Origin of the sequence: Agrobacterium sp. RC10-4-1 (assembly GCF_014138475.1) — a bacterium.
Classification (GTDB): Bacteria; Pseudomonadota; Alphaproteobacteria; order Rhizobiales; family Rhizobiaceae; genus Agrobacterium; species Agrobacterium pusense.
Window position 1 is genome coordinate 888,280 of record NZ_JACJIT010000001.1, and the last position, 16,650, is coordinate 904,929.

Here is a 16,650-nt window from a genome sequence, read left to right on the forward strand (position 1 = left end):
CTCCTCAGGAAAGGGCGGGAACGTCGAGCCAGCGGCGTTCCTTCCATGATTTCAGCCCCAGTTCGGCAAGCTGCACGCCCTTCACGCCTTCCATCAGGCCATAGGGCCACGGATCATTGTCGACGAGGTGGCGGATGAACATTTCCCACTGTGCCTTGAAGCCGTTGTCATAAATGACGTTGTCCGGCACCTCCTGCCAGGTCTTGTAGAAGTCGATGGTCTGCGGCTGGTCGGGGTTCCATACCGGTTTCGGTGTGTTGGTGCGGTGCTGGGTGAAGCACTTCGTCAAGCCAGCGACGGCCGAGCCGTGGGTGCCGTCCACCTGGAAGGTGACGAGATCGTCACGGCGCACCCGTACCGCCCATGAAGAGTTGATGTGGGCGATAATTCCGCCCTCCAGTTCGAAGGTGGCGTAGGCGGCATCGTCCGCATCCGCCTTATAGGCTTTGCCCTGTTCATCGAAACGCTCCGGAATGTGCGTCGCTCCGAGGCAGCTCACGGATTTCACCGGTCCGAACAGATTGTCGAGCACATAACGCCAGTGGCAAAGCATATCGAGAATGATGCCGCCGCCATCCTTCAGGCGGTAGTTCCATGAGGGGCGTTGCGCTGGCTGCCAGTCGCCCTCGAAGACCCAGTAACCGAACTCGCCCCGAACGGAGAGAATCTTGCCGAAGAAGCCGCTGTCGCGCAGCATGGCGAGCTTGCGAAGGCCGGGCAGGAACAGCTTGTCCTGCACCACGCCGTGCTTGATGCCCGCACTTTCGGCCAGGCGGGCAATCGCCAGCGCCTCATCCATCGTGTCCGAAATCGGTTTTTCGCAATAGACGTTCTTACCGGCCTTGATGGCTTTTTCCAAAAGGCTGCCACGCATCTGCGTCGTGCCAGCGTCGAAGAACAGTGTGTCCTCAGGGTTGGCGAGAGCAGCATCGATATCGGTCGTCCAGCGCGCGACATTATGCTTTTTGGCGATTTCCTCGATCTTCGCGCCGTTGCGGCCGACGAGAATGGGATCAAGCATCACCCTTTCACCGTTCTTCAAAAGCACGCCGCCCTGATCGCGAATGGCGAGAACGGAGCGCACGAGATGCTGGTTGTAACCCATGCGGCCGGTGATGCCGTGCATGATGACGCCGATACGTTTCATGAATTTCCTCCCAAGGCGACCTTTTCCCGCAAGGCCGCTTCCGTCAAACATGGTAATTTGTAACCATTTGGTTATTTGTGATCGCGAAGAACACGATCTGTCAAGGTGTTTTTTGACAGGAAAAATTGATGAGGTTTGAAGGCTCGCCCTTGCAGTTATTCGCTGCGCCGCAAAAGAAAATGACGCGCTTCGCGGATGCGAATAGCGCGTCATCGCTGTAGTTAAACAGGAATCCGGCTTGGCTCGTTCAGACCCGCCGCACCGCAGCAAGCAACGTGTCGACGATGTGCTGGCCCCATCGCTCCAGCTCGGCAGGGTCTGTCAGGTCGCGCTGGAAGATCGTTGACAGGGTGAACCTGTTCGACAGGTAGAAGGCGCCGAGCGAAGCGATGGTCAGATAAACGTCGATCGGGTCGAGGCCGTCACGGAATTCGCCGGCGTCGCTGCCACGCCGCAGCACGTCCTCAAGCTCGGAAATGAAATTTGAGTGCATCGCCGTGATCGTCGGTGATTGCCTGAGATACCGGGCTTTATTGAGGTTTTCCGTGGCGAGGATGCTCAGGAATTCGGGGTGGTCGAGAAAGTAGTGCCAGGTGAAAAGCGCAAGTTCCCGCAAGCCCTCGGACGGGGCCTTACGGGCCAGATCAAGCCGTCTTTCAGTGTGGCGGATATGGCGGTAGGCGTCTTCCAGAACGGCGAGATAAAGCGCATCCTTGTCGCCGAAATAATGGTAGATCATCCTCTTGTTGGTCCCGGCGCGGCGGGCGACGACATCGATTCTGGCCCCCGCCAGCCCTTTGGCGGCCACCTCGCGGCGGGCAGCTTCAAGAATGGCGGCGCGGGTTCTTTCCGGGTTTCGCACCTGGGCAGTGGCCCGTTTGCGCTTTGGCGGCGGCGTTTTCTCCACGGCCGGATCGGGGCCCGGATCGGACGGCTGGTTCTTAGTCGTTTCTTCCATTTCGGCACCCGCTTGACAATGTTTGCGATCGGTGTTCCCATGTAACCAATTAGTTATAAAACGGCAAGTGTCGTTTGCGTTCATCATCAATTGGCAGTCAATAGGGAGGAGTTGCCAATGCCCGTGATGCTTCAGAGGAGAACTGTGCTTTCGGCAGGGCTTGCGGCCCTGTCGCTTGCAGCATTGGGAGGTGGTTCGGCGCAGGCGCAGGCCGCGCGCCTTCGCATGTTGTGGTGGGGGTCGCAGGAGCGTGCCGATCGCACCAACAAGGCGATAGCAGCCTACAAGCAGGTGAAGCCCGATCTCGACATCGCCGGGGAATTCGCCGGCTGGAGCGATTATTGGCCCCGCCTTGCAACGCAGGTGGCGGGCCGCAATGCGCCCGATCTGATCCAGATGGATTATCGTTACATCTTCGAATATGGCCGGCGCGGCGCGCTGGCGCCGCTGGATGATTACATCGGCAAGGGCTTGAAGATCGAGGATTTCGGCAAGATGAACATCGATTCCGGCAGGGTCGATGGCAAGCTTTACGGCATCAATCTGGGGGTCAATTCCAGCGCCGTCTTCTTTGACAGGGCGGCCTGGGAAAAATCCGGCGCGACACCGCCGGCCATCGGCCAGACCTGGGAGGAGTTTGCCGAAAATGCCGCCAAGCTCAGCAAGAACAAGCCGAAGCCCGGTTATTACGCCACAGCCGATGCGAGCGGCGTGGAGCCGAGCTTTGAAAACTGGCTGCGCCAGAACGGCAAGTCACTCTACACGCAGGATGGCGGCATCGGCTTCGATCCGACCGACGCGACCAAGTGGTTCACGCTCTGGGCGGATCTGCGCAAGAGTGGTGCCTGCGTGCCCGCCGATGTGCAGGCGCTCGACCAGCTCAATATCGAAACCAACCCTTTGACGACGGGCAAAGCGGCAACCGCATTTGCCCATTCCAACCAGTTCGTCGGGTATCAGAAGCTCAACAAGGCCAAACTTGCCATCAGCTCCTATCCGAAGAGCACGAAGGACGGCCCTTCCGGCCACTACCTTAAACCTTCCATGCTCATCAGCGTCGCCAATGGCAGTGCCGGTATCGAACAGGCCGTCGGGTTTATCAATTTCCTCGTCGCCGAGCCGGAAGGCATCGATATTCTCGGCGTGGAGCGCGGCGTTCCGGCGTCGGAATCCATGCGCAACGCGCTGACCCCGAAACTCGATGAAGTCAGCAAGAGCATGGTGGAATATATCGCCGAAATTACACCCGGCGTCGGCGATCTGCCGCCGGCGCCACCTCCGGGTGCGGGGGAATTCGCCTTTGTCCTGAAACGCACGGCGGAAGAAGTCGGCTTCGGCAAGATCACCCCGGAAGAAGGCGGTGACCGCCTCGTCAAGGAATCCGAAACCGTTATCAAACGGAAGTGATGGTTTATGGCCTTTCGATCTGAAACTCTTGTGGGGGAGAGCCGTGGCGCGGCTCTCCCGAAACGGGGCGGCCTGAAGCGGATCTTCGACCGCAACATTCACGCCTACCTGTTTCTCCTGCCCTGGCTGATCGGCTTTTTCGGCCTCACGCTGGGCCCGGCGCTTGCGTCGCTTTATCTGTCCTTCACCAACTACGACCTGTTGCAGTCGCCGGACTGGGTGGGTGCGGCCAATTATGTGCGCATCGCCACGGCCGACCCGAAGTTTGCCGCAGCCATGCAGGTCACCTTCACCTATGTGCTGCTGTCGGTGCCGCTGAAGCTGATCTTCGCGCTGCTGGTGGCGCTCGCCTTCAACCGCGGCATCCGCGGCCTGACCCTCTATAGGGCGATTTTCTATCTGCCGTCCTTGTTGGGCTCCAGCGTCGCGATTGCCGTCCTCTGGCGTCAGCTTTTCGCCTCTGACGGTCTCGTCAACATGATACTCTGGCAGGCCTTTGGTTATGAAGGGCCGAGCTGGATTTCCAATCCGGATTATTCGATCTACACGCTGGTCATCCTGTCGGTCTGGCAGTTCGGTTCGCCGATGATCATTTTCCTCGCAGGTCTGAGGCAAATTCCGCAGGACATGTATGAGGCCGCCGAAATCGATGGCGCAAGCAAGGTGCGGCAGTTCTTCCGCATTACGCTGCCGCTTCTGACGCCCGTCATCTTCTTCAACGCCGTGATCCAGACGATCGACGCCTTCAAGGCCTTCACGCCCGCCTTCATCATTTCCGAAGGCACCGGCGGGCCGATCAATTCGACACTGTTCTACACGCTCTATCTTTACCAGGAAGCCTTTGGTTTCTTCCGCATGGGTTATGCCTCGGCGCTTGCCTGGATCTTGGTGATCATCATCTCGCTGTTCACGGCCTTCTCGTTCCTCAGCGCAAAATACTGGGTGCATTACGATGACTGACGCTGTTACCGCTCCCCGGCCGGGACAAGGCCCGCAACGCTCGCCGCTGAAATCGGTGATGCTCCATACGGCGCTGATCATCGCCTCCTTTGCGATGCTCTATCCGATCCTGTGGATGATTTCAGGCTCCTTCCGGCCGCAGGACGAGCTGTTCGGCTCCTCCTCGCTCATTCCCTCGGCAGTGGATGTCGGCGGTTATATCAGAGGCTGGACCGGGCTGCAGGTGAGCTTTGGGCAGTTCTTCTGGAACTCCTTCTTCATCTCGGTGCTGGCCACCATCGGCAACGTGGTCGGCTGCTCGCTCACGGCGTTCGCTTTTGCAAGGCTTCGCTTCGGCGGGCGCAATTTCTGGTTCGCGCTTATGCTCGGCACCTTGATGCTGCCCTATCACGTCGTGCTCATCCCGCAATATATCCTCTTCCTGGAAATGGGCTGGGTGAACACATCGCTGCCGCTGATCGTGCCGAAGTATCTCGCGACGGACGCCTTCTTCATCTTCCTGATGGTGCAGTTCTTCCGCGGTATTCCGCGTGAGCTGGATGAAGCGGCTGTCATGGATGGCTGCTCGCCCTTCCGTATCTACTGGAAGATCATGCTGCCCCTGTCGCTGCCGGTTCTGGCAACGGCCGCCATCTTTTCCTTCATCTGGACCTGGGACGATTTCTTCGGTCCGCTGATCTATCTGAACGACATCAACACCTACACCGTGCAGCTTGGTCTCAGGTCCTTCGTGGATTCCACCGGCAGCTCGGATTGGACCTCGCTTTTCGCCATGTCCAACCTGTCACTGGTGCCGGTCTTCCTGTTTTTCCTGTTCTTCCAGCGGCTGCTGATTGAAGGCATCGCGACGACGGGAATGAAACGCTGAGCGGATCCCGGATCGGGAACGTATTCTAAGACAATCAACACTGTCGCAGCCGTCCCGCATGCGGCGCGACAGTCGGGAGAAACAGCATGGCAAGCAGCATTACGCTCGAAAAAATCGTCAAGCGGTTCGGCGCTTTTCCGGTCATCCACGGCATCGATCTCAAGATCGAGCCGGGCGAATTCACCGTCTTCGTCGGCCCTTCGGGCTGTGGCAAATCCACGCTTCTGCGCATGATCGCCGGGCTTGAGGAAATCTCCGAAGGCGATCTGCGTATCGACGGTGAGAGGGTCAACGAAACCGCTGCCTCCAAGCGCGGCATCGCCATGGTCTTCCAGTCCTACGCGCTCTATCCGCATATGAGCGTCTACAAGAACCTCGCCTTCGGGCTGGAAACGGCGGGCTACAAAAAACCGGAAGTCGAGGCACGGGTGCAGAAGGCCGCCGATATCCTGCAGATCGGCCCGCTGTTGCAGCGCAAGCCGAAGGCGCTTTCCGGCGGCCAGCGCCAGCGTGTCGCCATCGGCCGCGCCATCGTGCGCGAGCCGAAAATCTTCCTCTTCGACGAACCGCTCTCCAACCTCGATGCGGAACTGCGCGTGCAGATGCGCGTCGAAATTGCCAAGCTGCACCAGACGCTCGGCAGCACCATGATCTATGTGACGCATGACCAGGTGGAAGCCATGACCATGGCCGACAAGATCGTGGTGCTGCGCGACGGCCGCATCATGCAGGTCGGCCGCCCGCTCGATCTCTACAACAATCCCGCAAACCAGTTCGTTGCGGGGTTCATCGGCTCACCGAAGATGAATTTCCTCTCCGCAAAAGTGGCTTCAGGCGACACCTCCAACCGCACCATCGAAGTGGCGGGACAGCGCATCGTGCTTGAAAAACCGGTCACTGCTCAGCAGGGGGAACCGCTCACCTTCGGTGTGCGCCCGGAACATGTGAACCCGCAGGCGCAATCCTCTCTCGGTGAAGCTTCCATCCAGCTCGTGGAACATCTTGGTGGCTCGACGGTGGTTTACACCAGCACCCCCGACGGCCAGCCAGCGACCGTGCTTCTCGATGGCCAACGCCAGATCCGCATCGGAGAAACGATTCCCTTTGCCTTCGATCTGGGCAAGACGCATCTGTTTGGGGCGGATGGACGGCGGATATGAGAACGAGTGGTGAGCTGTCTCACCACAGAGGCTGACGAAGTCCAGAAAGCTTTGCGTTCCTCATCCTCGGGCTTGTCCCGAGGATTTGCGACGTCTTTGTTCCACATGATCAGATTCCCGGCGCCGGGCCGGGGGTGACGTCGCGTGTGAGGTTAATCGTGCGCTAATCGGCCATTCCGCGGCCAGCGAGTATCTTGCCTAGTGTCAGCGCGTCTTCCGCAAACTGGCCGATGTCATCACCCCTGACGAATTCCAGCATCGCATAGGCGGGTCTCGTCCATTCGCCCTCAGGCAAAGCCGCGATGCACGCCCGCCAGTAGTCTGGGCGGTCGGCAAGCGGCAGGCGGCTGGCGTCGGCGAGCCAGGCGAACACATGCAGATGGCAGATGCGTGGGCCGAGTGCGGATATTTCCGCGAGTGCCTCTTCCAGCGGCAGGCCCGGGGCGGGCTGCCAGTAGAAGAACAGGTTAGGCATCGGCAAATCCTGCGCCAGCTGCTGGGCGGAGGGGAGGGTGTCGGTCAGCGAATTGGGGTGGTATTCGAGACCGATTGTCATGCCGTAGTCTTCCGCTCGGTGAGCAATTGTCGCCAGCGCTTCCGTTGCCCCGCGGCGCTCCGCGGGTGTGTAATCGGCGGATGGACGTTTGCGTTGCCCCGGCCAGATACGGATATGGCGTGTGCCGAGCGCCCTTGCCGTTTCGAGCACACTGGTCACATCGTCAGGTGTGAAATCCGGCGCGAAGATATAGGAACCGTAGGACGAGACGGAGAGGCCCGCTTCTGCCGTCCGCGCAGCAACCTGCCGCGCATTTTCGAGGTCGCCCGGCGGGACATGGACATCCGCACCCCATTCGATTGCCCTGATGCCATTGCTGGCCGCAAGCTCAATCACGACCTGTGGCGTCAGGGAGCGGAAGGTGACGGAGCACAGGCCGGGTTCGAAAGGTCTCACGCGATCAGGTCCAGATGTTCGGGCCGCACCTGCTGCTGCAAAGGCACCGCGCAGCAGAAGCGTTCGATTTCGGCAATCGCCATGTCGCCGAGCCTCGCCCGTTCGAGACCGGTGGCGCCGGCAATATGCGGCGTCAGGAAGACGTTCGGCAGGCTGTAAAAGGGTGAGTCCGGCGGCGGCACTTCGGGATCGGTCACGTCGATGACGGCTTCGATGCGTCCGGTTTTCAGTTCGGCCAGAAGCGCGTCTTCATCCACAAGTGCGCCGCGCGCCGTGTTGATCAGGGTTGCGCCGTCCTTCATGCGGGCAAGCGCTGCCGCGCCAATCATGTGCCGCGTCTGCGGCAGGGAGGGCGCATGCAGGGAAATGACGTCGCTCGCCGCCATCAGATCTTCGAGCGAGGCAAGACGGACGCCGAGCTTTTCCGCTTCCGCAGCACCGAGAAGCGGGTCGAAAAGCATGAGATCGAGATCGAAGGGCTTCAATAGACCAATGACGCGACGTCCGATGCGTGACGCGCCGACAATGCCGACCGTGAGGCCGAGATTGCCGATGGCCTGCGCCTGCAATCGCTCGACCGGGGCTCGGTCGCGATGCTCCAGATAAAGACGTCGGAAACCGAAGGTGCGCTTGCCGGCCAGCAGGATCATCGCCAGCGAAAATTCTGCGACCGGCTGCGCATTCGCCTCTGCGGCGCTGCACACCGTAACGCCCCGATCGAACACCGCTTGCGACAGGAAATATTTTACCGTGCCGGCAGCATGGGAGATGAGCCTGAGGCGGGGCATCAGCGCCAGTTCCTGCGCGCCGATATCCGGACAGCCCCAGCCGGTCAGGAGGATATCCGTCTTCGCCAGCTGCTCTTTCACCGCGGGATCGTGGAAATCGCGGATTGTGCCTGTGTCGAGAATCTCGACCCTCTCTGACAACCTGTCGAGCGCCTGCGATGTCAGCACATGCTGGGTCCGTTCCGGGTCCATGGCTATGCTGAGACGCGGAATCGGGCTCGTCATTGCGGCTCTCCCCTAGCCGCCATGCTGCTGACCGGCACGCCCTCTCTCGCGAAGAGGCGATCAAGCGCCTCCAGGTCGGGAATGGCTGGAACCGAAGCCATTGTTTTCTCGCCTTCCGGGCCGCTCGCCCCGGCGAAAACCGCGCAAATCAGAACGCTCTCGCCGGCGGCGATCTGGCCGCGCAATTGCGGCACGGTGGTCTTGGCGTTGATGAGATTTGTATTGGGCAGTGCCTTCAGCGCCACGCCGTGCCGATCTATGCTCGAACCGAGATCGATGATTGCCGATATGTCAGTGCCACAATCCGTCGTCGCCCGTCCGGCCTCTTCGCTCACGGCGTCGCGGTCGCCATCGTTGCGGTTGATCGCAAAGCCACCTTCCGTAACCCAAAGGGAGCGGGCAGAGGTGATCCGGTGCAGTCTGATGTGCCAGTCGCCAGCCGCAACCAGCGTGGTCTCAACGGCGACATCGGCAAACGGCTTCCATGTCGCCCGCAGGCTTGCTCCCGCCAGCAGAACCTTTTCGTTGGTCTCGCGCACGCGGTAATGCAGTCCGTCCTCGGAAAAGGCCAGCATATTGTCGAAACCGTTGGTCTTGAAGCCACGCTCGTCCACTTCCACGCCGAAGCCGTAGCGGGAGGAATAGGCGAATTTTGCGTATTTTTCCGGCCCGCCGCGCATGGAGAGATTTTCCTGGCCGCTGGAGAGCGCCGTGACGTTGCCTTTCGTCCGCATCATCACCATGCCGGGATGAACAAGCGGCTTAGGGCTTGCGGACGGTTCGGGCAGCCTTTCCTCCGCCAGCCAAAAGGGATGACTTTCCGGAAGGGCAAGCGGCAGGAAAGCCTTGAAAGCCCAATAGGGCGAACCTGCCGAATTATAACTTTCCGACATGGTGAGCTGCGGATAGGCGTAGCCGATGGAGAGCACGCCATCGCGATCGGCAATCGGCTTTTTGGCCCACCAGCGCAGATGCTGCAGATAAAGGCCCTTGATCTCGCCCCACGGCAGCGCCTCCTCGTCGGCAAAGGCAAGGCCCGCCCAGAAACCGCCACAGGCAAAACGGTAGGTCATGGAGCGGCCGAAAGCCAGGGTTCCGCCGTCCTCATCGAACCAGCTGGCAAAATCGCCAGCGAAAAGCCGTGCGCGCTGCCGGTAACGCTCGGCATAGGCGTCATCAGGCTTGCTGAGTTTCGCGTAAATCAGCCCGTAGAAATGCATGGCGAAGGCAATGTAGTGATCGATGCGGCGATAGTTGCCGTCGCGGTACCAGCCGTCGGATATATAGAAATCGTCGAGCTCCTTCTGGAAGGTTTCGGTCAGGCTGCGATCGAATTCGATACCGAGATGATCCAGCGCCATGTCGACCATGATGCGAAAAAACTTCCAGTTATTATCGGCGTAACCGCGCTCACGGGCGGTCAGCAAATAGCGGCGCACATTGTCTTTCTGTGTATCGGACAGTGGTTCCCACAGATGCTGCGGCGCAAGCCGCAGTGCAAAACCGATTGCGGCGAGCTCCACCAGCCGCTGATCCTTCTGGCGCACATCGCCCCAGTATTCAGGATGGGAAGGATCGGTGCCGTTGGCTATGCCCCGGGCGAGAAGCGGCCAATGGTCGAAACGATCGCCACTCAGCGCAAGCGGTGCGATGCCCCAGAGCGGTCGGGCAAAGCCTTCCAGATCGGCCGCCGCCCGGTCGAAGTGCGCGGCCGCTCCGCTGAGCGTCACCCTTGCGCCACCCGGCGAGAAATAGGGAAGAAGCGGCGCAAAGCTATCATCCAGCGCCCGCCGGACATCGGCGCGGCTTTTGAGCGGATTGCCGTGCAGCGGATTAAATCGCGCCATATGGGGTCTGCTCATGGTATCATGCATCGCGTGTCGCCTTTCCCGTCTTTTTCGCCTTGCCGGCTGTCTGTCCTTCCACCAGCTGCACGCCAAGTTGCACCTGACGGGCATTGGCGGAAGGCTCGGTCAGGCGCCGCCGCAGCAGGTCAACCGCTTCGCGCGCAATCTCGCGGCAATCGACCCGGATCGTGCTGAGACGTGGGGTAGAAAGTTCGGCAAAGGGCAGGTCATCGAAACCGATGATGGAAAGATCGTCGGGAACGCCGAGGCCCAGCTCCTGCGCTGCCCCGAGTGCGCCAAGGGCAATTGCGTCATTCATACAGAAAATGCCTGTCAGTTCAGGGTTTTTGGCCAGCAGCTGGCGAACCGCGTCGCCCGCCTGCCCGAAGCCGCTATCTGCCGTCGAAAGCAGGAACTCCTCATAGGTCGTTCCTTTTTCCTCAAGGATCGTATGGCGGAAGCCGCGCATGCGCTCCCTGATGGTGTGGCGATGATGCGGACCGATATAGGCGACCTTGCGATGGCCGAGTTCCAGAAGCCGACGGGCCGCCAGCGCGCCGCCGTAAAAATTGGAAGGCGAAACGCAATCGAGCATCATGGAGGGGTCAGCACTGTTGACAAGAACAGGTTGCAGTACGCCCTGCGTTATGCGGTGGATGATCTCCTCCTCGGGATCGAGCCCGATGGCCAGGAGGCCGTCCACCTCACAGACCCGCTGGATCAGGGAATCGTCGATCTGCTTCTGGTGCAATAGCCTGATGTCGAGTTCGAAACCGTCCGTCTGGGCGAGGCTGCGCAGCACATCGAAAATATCGTGGTAAAAGGCGCCAATATCGCCCGTCGCCCTTTCCGCGGACATGAGCGCGAGGATTGTCTTGCCTTCCAGCTGCACACCGGCCGCCTGGTTGGTCGCCGGTCGCAAGGGGTAACCGAGCTCCGCCGCAACTCCCAGAACCTTGGTCTGGATCGACGCGCTGATTCCTTTTTCCCCTGCGAGAACACGCGAGACTGTGCTGATGGAGACCCCGGCGCGCTGGGCGATATCCGACTGGCGCGGACGGCTGATGTCGGGCGTATCGTTCATATCGGCTCCTGCGCTTGCAAAAAAATCTATTATGATGCAAATATTGCAAACAGAGAAAATTTGCAAGAATTTAAGTGATATCAGAAAAATTTGCAAAACGCGGGAGGAGCAGATGCAAATGATCGATAGACGCGGGTTTTTGGTGACGGCGGCGCTGGCGAGCCTGGGTGCTGCGGCGGGCGGTTTTCGCGCGGCTGCGGCTGAAACCCGGCTTCGTTGCGTGTGGTGGGGATCTGCCGATCGCAGCAAGCGCACCAACGATGTGATCGCTCTTTACCAGAAGGCCAATCCGCAGACCGAGATCAGCGGGGAAATGATCGCCGGTTCCGATTACTGGACCAAGCTTGCGACATCGATGGCGGGGCGAAACGTCGCCGATATCTTCCAGCTTGAACCCTCCACCATCGCCGATTATTCGGGTCGAGGCGCCTGCATGGAGCTGGATCAGTTCGTCGGCAAGTCGCTTGATCTTTCCACCTTCGGCAAAAGCGAGATCGATCTCTGCCGTATCGACGGCAAGCTTTACGGTGTCGGCCTCGGGCTCAATTCCTTCTGCATGATGTATGACGCCGACACGCTGAAAGAAGCGGGTGTTTCCGTTCCACAGGATCAGATCACCTGGAAGGCGCTTGCTGAACTGGCGCGCGATTTCAAGAAGAACGGCCCGGCGAAGCGCAACTATTGGGCCGTACCCTATGGCGCGCGTTACCATTATGTCTTCGACGTCTGGCTGCGCCAGCGCGGCAAGCTTCTGTTTAAGGACGGCACCATCGGCTTCAACAAGGAAGATGCCAAGGAATGGTTCGCCTATTGGGAGGACCTGCGCGAGAACAAGCTTTGCGTTTCCGCCGATATCCAGACGCGTGACGACAATACCATCGAATCCAATGCGCTGACGCTTGGCAATTCGGCCATTGGTTTTGCCTATTCCAACCAGCTCGTCGGTTACCAGAAACTCAATAAGCAAACGCTGTCCATCGGCATGCTGCCGGGTGAGGGGCCGGGCAAGCCGACCGGGCATTATTATCGGCCGGGCCTCATCTGGTCCATTTCGTCCACTTCGACCAACGCGGAAGCGGCGGCGAAATTCATCAACTTCTTCGTCAACGATCTGGAAGCAGGCAAGGTACTCGGCGTCGAGCGCGGCGTGCCGCCCGCCAAGGTCGTGCGCGAGGCATTGTTGCCGACGCTCAACGAGACCGAGCGCAAGACGGTGGATTACATTGAGAGCCTGTCGGGCAAGCTCGATCCCTATCCGGAGCCCGCCCCGATCGGCGCCAATGAGTTCGACCGCGGCGTGATGCGCCCCATAGCCGATTCGCTCGCCTTCGGCCGCGCCACCGTGGATGAAGCAGCGCAAAATCTCGTCGACACCGGCACGCGGACCCTGCGCAAGCGCGGCTGACGACGAAAGGGCACCGCCGCGCGGTCTCGCAGCCGCGTGGCGATGCCTTTTTCATGAAGCGAGGGCGGTGAATCCCGCTTTCCGTCTTTTGGAAGCGCCTGCATGGCAAACAGCACTGGACAAGTGCATGGCATTTAAGCCAGAAATTCTGATCTGGATCGATAAATCTGAAGATTAGAATATGGCGCCCAATTTCCTTCTCGTTGATGCTGAAAAAGAATTCGATGTGCTGAAAGCGGCCGCATCGCTGATCCGCGTGCAGATATTGAAGCTCTTGCACGAGGCGAGCGGTCTCAATGTGAATGAAATCGCCCAGAGGCTGGATTTGCCCCAATCCACCGTTTCCGCCGGCGTGGCCGTTCTGGAGGAGGCGGGGTTGCTGCGAACCGAGACGCGCAAGGCGCGCAAGGGCAGCCAGAAAATCTGCTTTGCCACCTGCGACGAACTCATCGTTTCCTTCCGGAAACCCGAAACCCCGGCGACCTCAAACTATATTGCCGTGGCGATGCCTCTCGGTCTTTACACGCAAAGTTCGGTAACGGCGCCCTGTGGCATCTGCTCGCCGGAGGGCATTATCGGGCTTCTGGATGTGCCCGATACGTTCATGGATCCGGACCGCATGAAGACGGCCTTGTTATGGCTGACATCGGGTTTCGTCGAGTATCAGTTCCCCAATAACGCCAAGATTCAGGGGCGGGAGGTCGAGGAAGTCGAGTTTTCCATGGAGGTCAGTTCCGAGGTTCCCGGAACCCACAGCAACTGGCCGTCGGACATCACCCTGTCCGTCAACGGCAGGGAAATCGGTGTCTGGACGTCGCCCGGCGATTTCGGAGACAAGCGGGGAACATTTACGCCGGACTGGTGGAAGCTGTCCGGTTCGCAATACGGTATGCTGAAAACATGGCGGATTACCGCCCAGGGAACCTTTGTGGATGGGACCCGGATTTCGGATGTGACGCTCGCGGATATCGATCTGACCAGCCACCGTTCCATCCGTCTGCGCATCGAGGTCAAGGCGGATGCGAAGCATCCGGGCGGGCTGAACATATTTGGCCGCGGGTTCGGAAATTACGACCAGGACATCGTTCTTCGCCTGCGAACCGCTGCCTGATCCAGCAAATTTAATAAGTATGATTTTCGCGGTTGACAGGCGCGGATTCCCTCGGCAACTATATTATCAAATGTGGTTTATACCACATTTCACGATATAAATGCGCATGGGAGGAGAGCCTTATGAAAGCGCGGGTTTCAGTCCACCGGGACTTCCGGATTGGGCGTATCGACGATCGTCTTTATTCCGCCTTCATCGAACATATGGGGCGCGCCATATACGGCGGCATCTACGAGCCGGGCCATCCTCAGGCGGATGAAAACGGCTTTCGCAAGGACGTTCTGAAATTTGTGCAGGACCTGAAGATCCCGGCCATCCGTTATCCGGGCGGCAACTTCGTTTCGGCCTATCGCTGGGAAGACGGCATTGGGCCGCGCGACCAGCGTCCCATCCGTCTCGATCTCGCCTGGCGCTCCAAGGAAACCAACCAGATCGGCATCAATGAATTCGCCGACTGGGCGCAGATGGCCGGCATCGAGATGATGCTCGCCGTCAATCTCGGCTCCCGTGGTCTGGACGACGCCCGCAACTTCCTCGAATACGTCAACTTTCCCGGCGGTACGACGCTCAGCGATCTGCGCCGCAGCCATGGCGCCGAAAAGCCGCATGGCGTGAAAATGTGGTGCCTTGGCAACGAAATGGACGGTCCCTGGCAGATCGGTCACAAAACGGCGGTGGAGTACGGGCGTCTCGCCAACGAAACCGCCAAGGCCTTCAAGGGTTTCGACCCGACAATTGAAGCAATTGTCTGCGGCAGCTCCAATGACGGCATGCCCACTTATCCCGAATGGGAGCGGGAAGTTCTCGAGGAGTGCTATGAAAATGTGGATCACATCTCGCTGCACAAATATTTCGGCAACAACAGCCGCGACACGCTGAATTATTTCGGCAAGATCGAGGAAACCGGGCGCTACATCCAGACGATTGCGGGCGTCATCGATTATGTGAAGGCGAAGAAGCGCGCCAAGAACGACGTCTCCATCTGCTTCGACGAATGGAACGTCTGGTATCACATCCGCGAAGAAGACGGCAAACGCATCAAGAGCTGGGACTGGCCGGAAGCGCCCGCGCTTCTCGAAGAGACATACAATTTCGAGGACGCGCTGTTCGTGGCGGGTCTGCTCAACGAGTTCATCCGCCGTTCGGATCGGGTCCGCATCGCCTGCATCGCGCAGCTCGTCAATGTCATCGCCCCCATCCGTGCCGAGAAGAACGGCCCGGCATGGCGTCAGACTATCTATTATCCATACCAGTTCGCTTCGCTTTATGGCCGTGGCGTCGCGCTGAATGTCGCCGTTGATTGCCCGACCTATGACTGCAATGCGGCCGATGATGTCAAATATCTCGATGTCGCCGGTGTCTATGACGAGGCGGAAGGCATGGTGACATTGTTCGTGTTGAACCGGCACTTGACCGAGGCCGCCGACCTCGATGTCAGCCTCACCGGTTTCTCGTCGGCCACGCTCGATCTGCATCTGGCCATGGCGGGATATGATCTGCGTGTCGGTAATGGCCCGGATCAGCCGGATCGTGTCGTGCCGGTGCCGGGCAGCGGTGTTGGCGTCGAAGACGGAGCGCTGAAGGGCTCCGTGCCGGCGCTGTCTTATCATGTGCTGCGTCTGAAGGTTCAGTGAGGCGGCCATGGGTGTCCGTCTCAACAATATTGCCAAGTCCTTCGGCTCCTTCGCGGCGATCCGGGATGTCTCGATGGACATCCCGACCGGCAGCTTCGCGGTCTTCGTCGGGCCTTCCGGCTGCGGAAAATCCACGCTGCTGCGGATGATTGCCGGTCTTGAAGAGACCAGTGGCGGACGCATAGCCATCGACGACCGTGATGTCACGGCCGTCGAGCCGGCGGATCGCGGCGTTGCGATGGTTTTCCAGAACTACGCCCTCTATCCGCATTTGACGGTGTTCGAGAACATGGCGTTCAGCCTGCGTCTTGCCCGCCGGCCGAAGGCGGAGGTGAATGAGAGGGTGGGCGAGGCGGCCCGCATCCTGCAGCTGGAAGATCATCTGCAGAAAAAGCCGTCGCAGCTTTCCGGTGGACAGCGCCAGCGCGTCGCCATCGGCCGCGCCATCGTTCGACAGCCGAAGGTCTTCCTGTTCGATGAGCCGCTTTCGAACCTCGATGCGGAGTTGCGCGTGCAGATGCGGCTGGAGCTGACCCGGCTTCACCGCAAGCTGGGTGCCACAATGATCTATGTCACCCATGATCAGGTGGAGGCCATGACGCTCGCGGACAAGATCTTCGTGTTGAAGGGCGGCGTCGTGCAGCAGGCGGGCGCTCCGCTCACCCTCTATGACGATCCTGATAACCGGTTCGTCGCGGGCTTCATCGGCTCACCGGCGATGAACTTCCTGCAGGCGGACGTCGTCGGACAGCACGAAGGCGTCGTGACGCTTTCGCCCGATGGCGGGCATGGACATATCCAGGCGCGGCTCTCGCAACCCGTCTCCGCCGGGCAGCGTGTCGAGATCGGAATCCGGCCCGAGCATCTGATCATAACACAGGACGGTGCCTTGCCGGTCGTCGTCGAGGTCGCGGAAGAGCTGGGCGACGTCTCCTACCTCTATACCCGCACCGGGGCCGGCAGGGAAATCATCGTGCAGCGCCAGGGCTCGCGCGAGAGCCTGGATGGCCGTCCGGTTTCGCTCACCGCCGCGCCCGACCACATCATGGTTTTCGACAGCGACGGCAGAAGGTTGCGATAGGCGCGAGGAGGCGCCTGTCGATG

At 59.8% G+C, this 16,650-nt stretch carries 14 protein-coding genes; 8 read left to right on the forward strand and 6 right to left on the reverse strand.

Annotated elements, in window-relative coordinates; genetic code table 11:
* Nucleotides 1-4: 4 nt before the first annotated feature.
* Nucleotides 5-1,147: a Gfo/Idh/MocA family protein gene (locus FHW77_RS04045; protein WP_004444939.1), complete on the reverse strand. Its 1,143-nt coding sequence runs from the start codon at nucleotides 1,145-1,147 to the stop codon at nucleotides 5-7.
* A gap of 247 nt (nucleotides 1,148-1,394) precedes the next feature.
* Nucleotides 1,395-2,105 (reverse strand): TetR/AcrR family transcriptional regulator, encoded by a 711-nt coding sequence (locus FHW77_RS04050; RefSeq protein ID WP_004444938.1) that lies wholly within the window; start codon nucleotides 2,103-2,105, stop codon nucleotides 1,395-1,397.
* A 117-nt stretch (nucleotides 2,106-2,222) separates the two neighbouring features.
* On the opposite strand from FHW77_RS04050, the gene FHW77_RS04055 reads away from it, so the two are divergent.
* The 4 genes from FHW77_RS04055 (at nucleotide 2,223) to FHW77_RS04070 (ending at nucleotide 6,500) form a co-directional block, all read left to right on the forward strand.
* Nucleotides 2,223-3,512, forward strand: coding sequence for an ABC transporter substrate-binding protein (locus FHW77_RS04055; RefSeq protein ID WP_004444937.1), 1,290 nt, complete (start codon nucleotides 2,223-2,225; stop codon nucleotides 3,510-3,512).
* 6 nt (nucleotides 3,513-3,518) lie between these two features.
* Complete coding sequence (locus tag FHW77_RS04060; protein ID WP_004444936.1) at nucleotides 3,519-4,472, forward strand: carbohydrate ABC transporter permease; 954 nt, start codon at nucleotides 3,519-3,521, stop codon at nucleotides 4,470-4,472.
* Entirely contained in the window at nucleotides 4,465-5,340 is an 876-nt protein-coding gene (locus FHW77_RS04065; RefSeq protein WP_004444935.1) for a carbohydrate ABC transporter permease, read from the forward strand. The genes FHW77_RS04060 and FHW77_RS04065 overlap by 8 nt, the downstream gene beginning before the upstream one ends.
* A gap of 86 nt (nucleotides 5,341-5,426) precedes the next feature.
* Nucleotides 5,427-6,500 carry an ABC transporter ATP-binding protein gene (locus FHW77_RS04070; protein ID WP_004444934.1) on the forward strand — a complete coding sequence of 358 codons (1,074 nt, stop codon included), beginning with the start codon at nucleotides 5,427-5,429 and terminating at the stop codon, nucleotides 6,498-6,500.
* Nucleotides 6,501-6,663: 163 nt separating this feature from the next.
* Here FHW77_RS04070 and FHW77_RS04075 read toward each other — a convergent pair whose 3' ends face one another.
* Genes FHW77_RS04075 through FHW77_RS04090 form a run of 4 tightly spaced genes read right to left on the reverse strand, consistent with a single transcriptional unit; the run spans nucleotide 6,664 to nucleotide 11,396 of the window.
* Nucleotides 6,664-7,452, reverse strand: coding sequence for a sugar phosphate isomerase/epimerase family protein (locus tag FHW77_RS04075; RefSeq protein WP_111813595.1), 789 nt, complete (start codon nucleotides 7,450-7,452; stop codon nucleotides 6,664-6,666).
* Nucleotides 7,449-8,465, reverse strand: a complete 1,017-nt coding sequence (locus tag FHW77_RS04080) for a hydroxyacid dehydrogenase (RefSeq protein WP_045531714.1) — start codon at nucleotides 8,463-8,465, stop codon at nucleotides 7,449-7,451. Before FHW77_RS04080 ends, FHW77_RS04075 begins: the two co-directional genes overlap by 4 nt.
* Nucleotides 8,462-10,339 carry a DUF2264 domain-containing protein gene (locus tag FHW77_RS04085; RefSeq protein WP_111813597.1) on the reverse strand — a complete coding sequence of 626 codons (1,878 nt, stop codon included), beginning with the start codon at nucleotides 10,337-10,339 and terminating at the stop codon, nucleotides 8,462-8,464. Before FHW77_RS04085 ends, FHW77_RS04080 begins: the two co-directional genes overlap by 4 nt.
* Complete coding sequence (locus FHW77_RS04090; RefSeq protein ID WP_111813599.1) at nucleotides 10,332-11,396, reverse strand: LacI family DNA-binding transcriptional regulator; 1,065 nt, start codon at nucleotides 11,394-11,396, stop codon at nucleotides 10,332-10,334. Before FHW77_RS04090 ends, FHW77_RS04085 begins: the two co-directional genes overlap by 8 nt.
* A 112-nt stretch (nucleotides 11,397-11,508) precedes the next feature.
* Here FHW77_RS04090 and FHW77_RS04095 point away from each other — a divergent pair, with 112 nt between their 5' ends.
* From FHW77_RS04095 to FHW77_RS04110, 4 genes are all read left to right on the forward strand, one after another.
* Complete coding sequence (locus FHW77_RS04095) at nucleotides 11,509-12,801, forward strand: ABC transporter substrate-binding protein (protein WP_162696204.1); 1,293 nt, start codon at nucleotides 11,509-11,511, stop codon at nucleotides 12,799-12,801.
* Nucleotides 12,802-12,982: 181 nt separating this feature from the next.
* Entirely contained in the window at nucleotides 12,983-13,912 is a 930-nt protein-coding gene (locus FHW77_RS04100) for an ArsR/SmtB family transcription factor (RefSeq protein WP_004444928.1), read from the forward strand.
* A 122-nt stretch (nucleotides 13,913-14,034) separates the two neighbouring features.
* Nucleotides 14,035-15,546 carry an arabinosylfuranosidase ArfA gene (gene arfA, locus FHW77_RS04105; protein ID WP_006700548.1) on the forward strand — a complete coding sequence of 504 codons (1,512 nt, stop codon included), beginning with the start codon at nucleotides 14,035-14,037 and terminating at the stop codon, nucleotides 15,544-15,546.
* 7 nt (nucleotides 15,547-15,553) lie between these two features.
* The gene (locus FHW77_RS04110; RefSeq protein ID WP_004444924.1) at nucleotides 15,554-16,627 is read left to right on the forward strand and encodes an ABC transporter ATP-binding protein; all 1,074 of its coding nucleotides are present in this window, start codon (nucleotides 15,554-15,556) and stop codon (nucleotides 16,625-16,627) included.
* The last annotated feature ends 23 nt before the right edge of the window (nucleotides 16,628-16,650 follow it).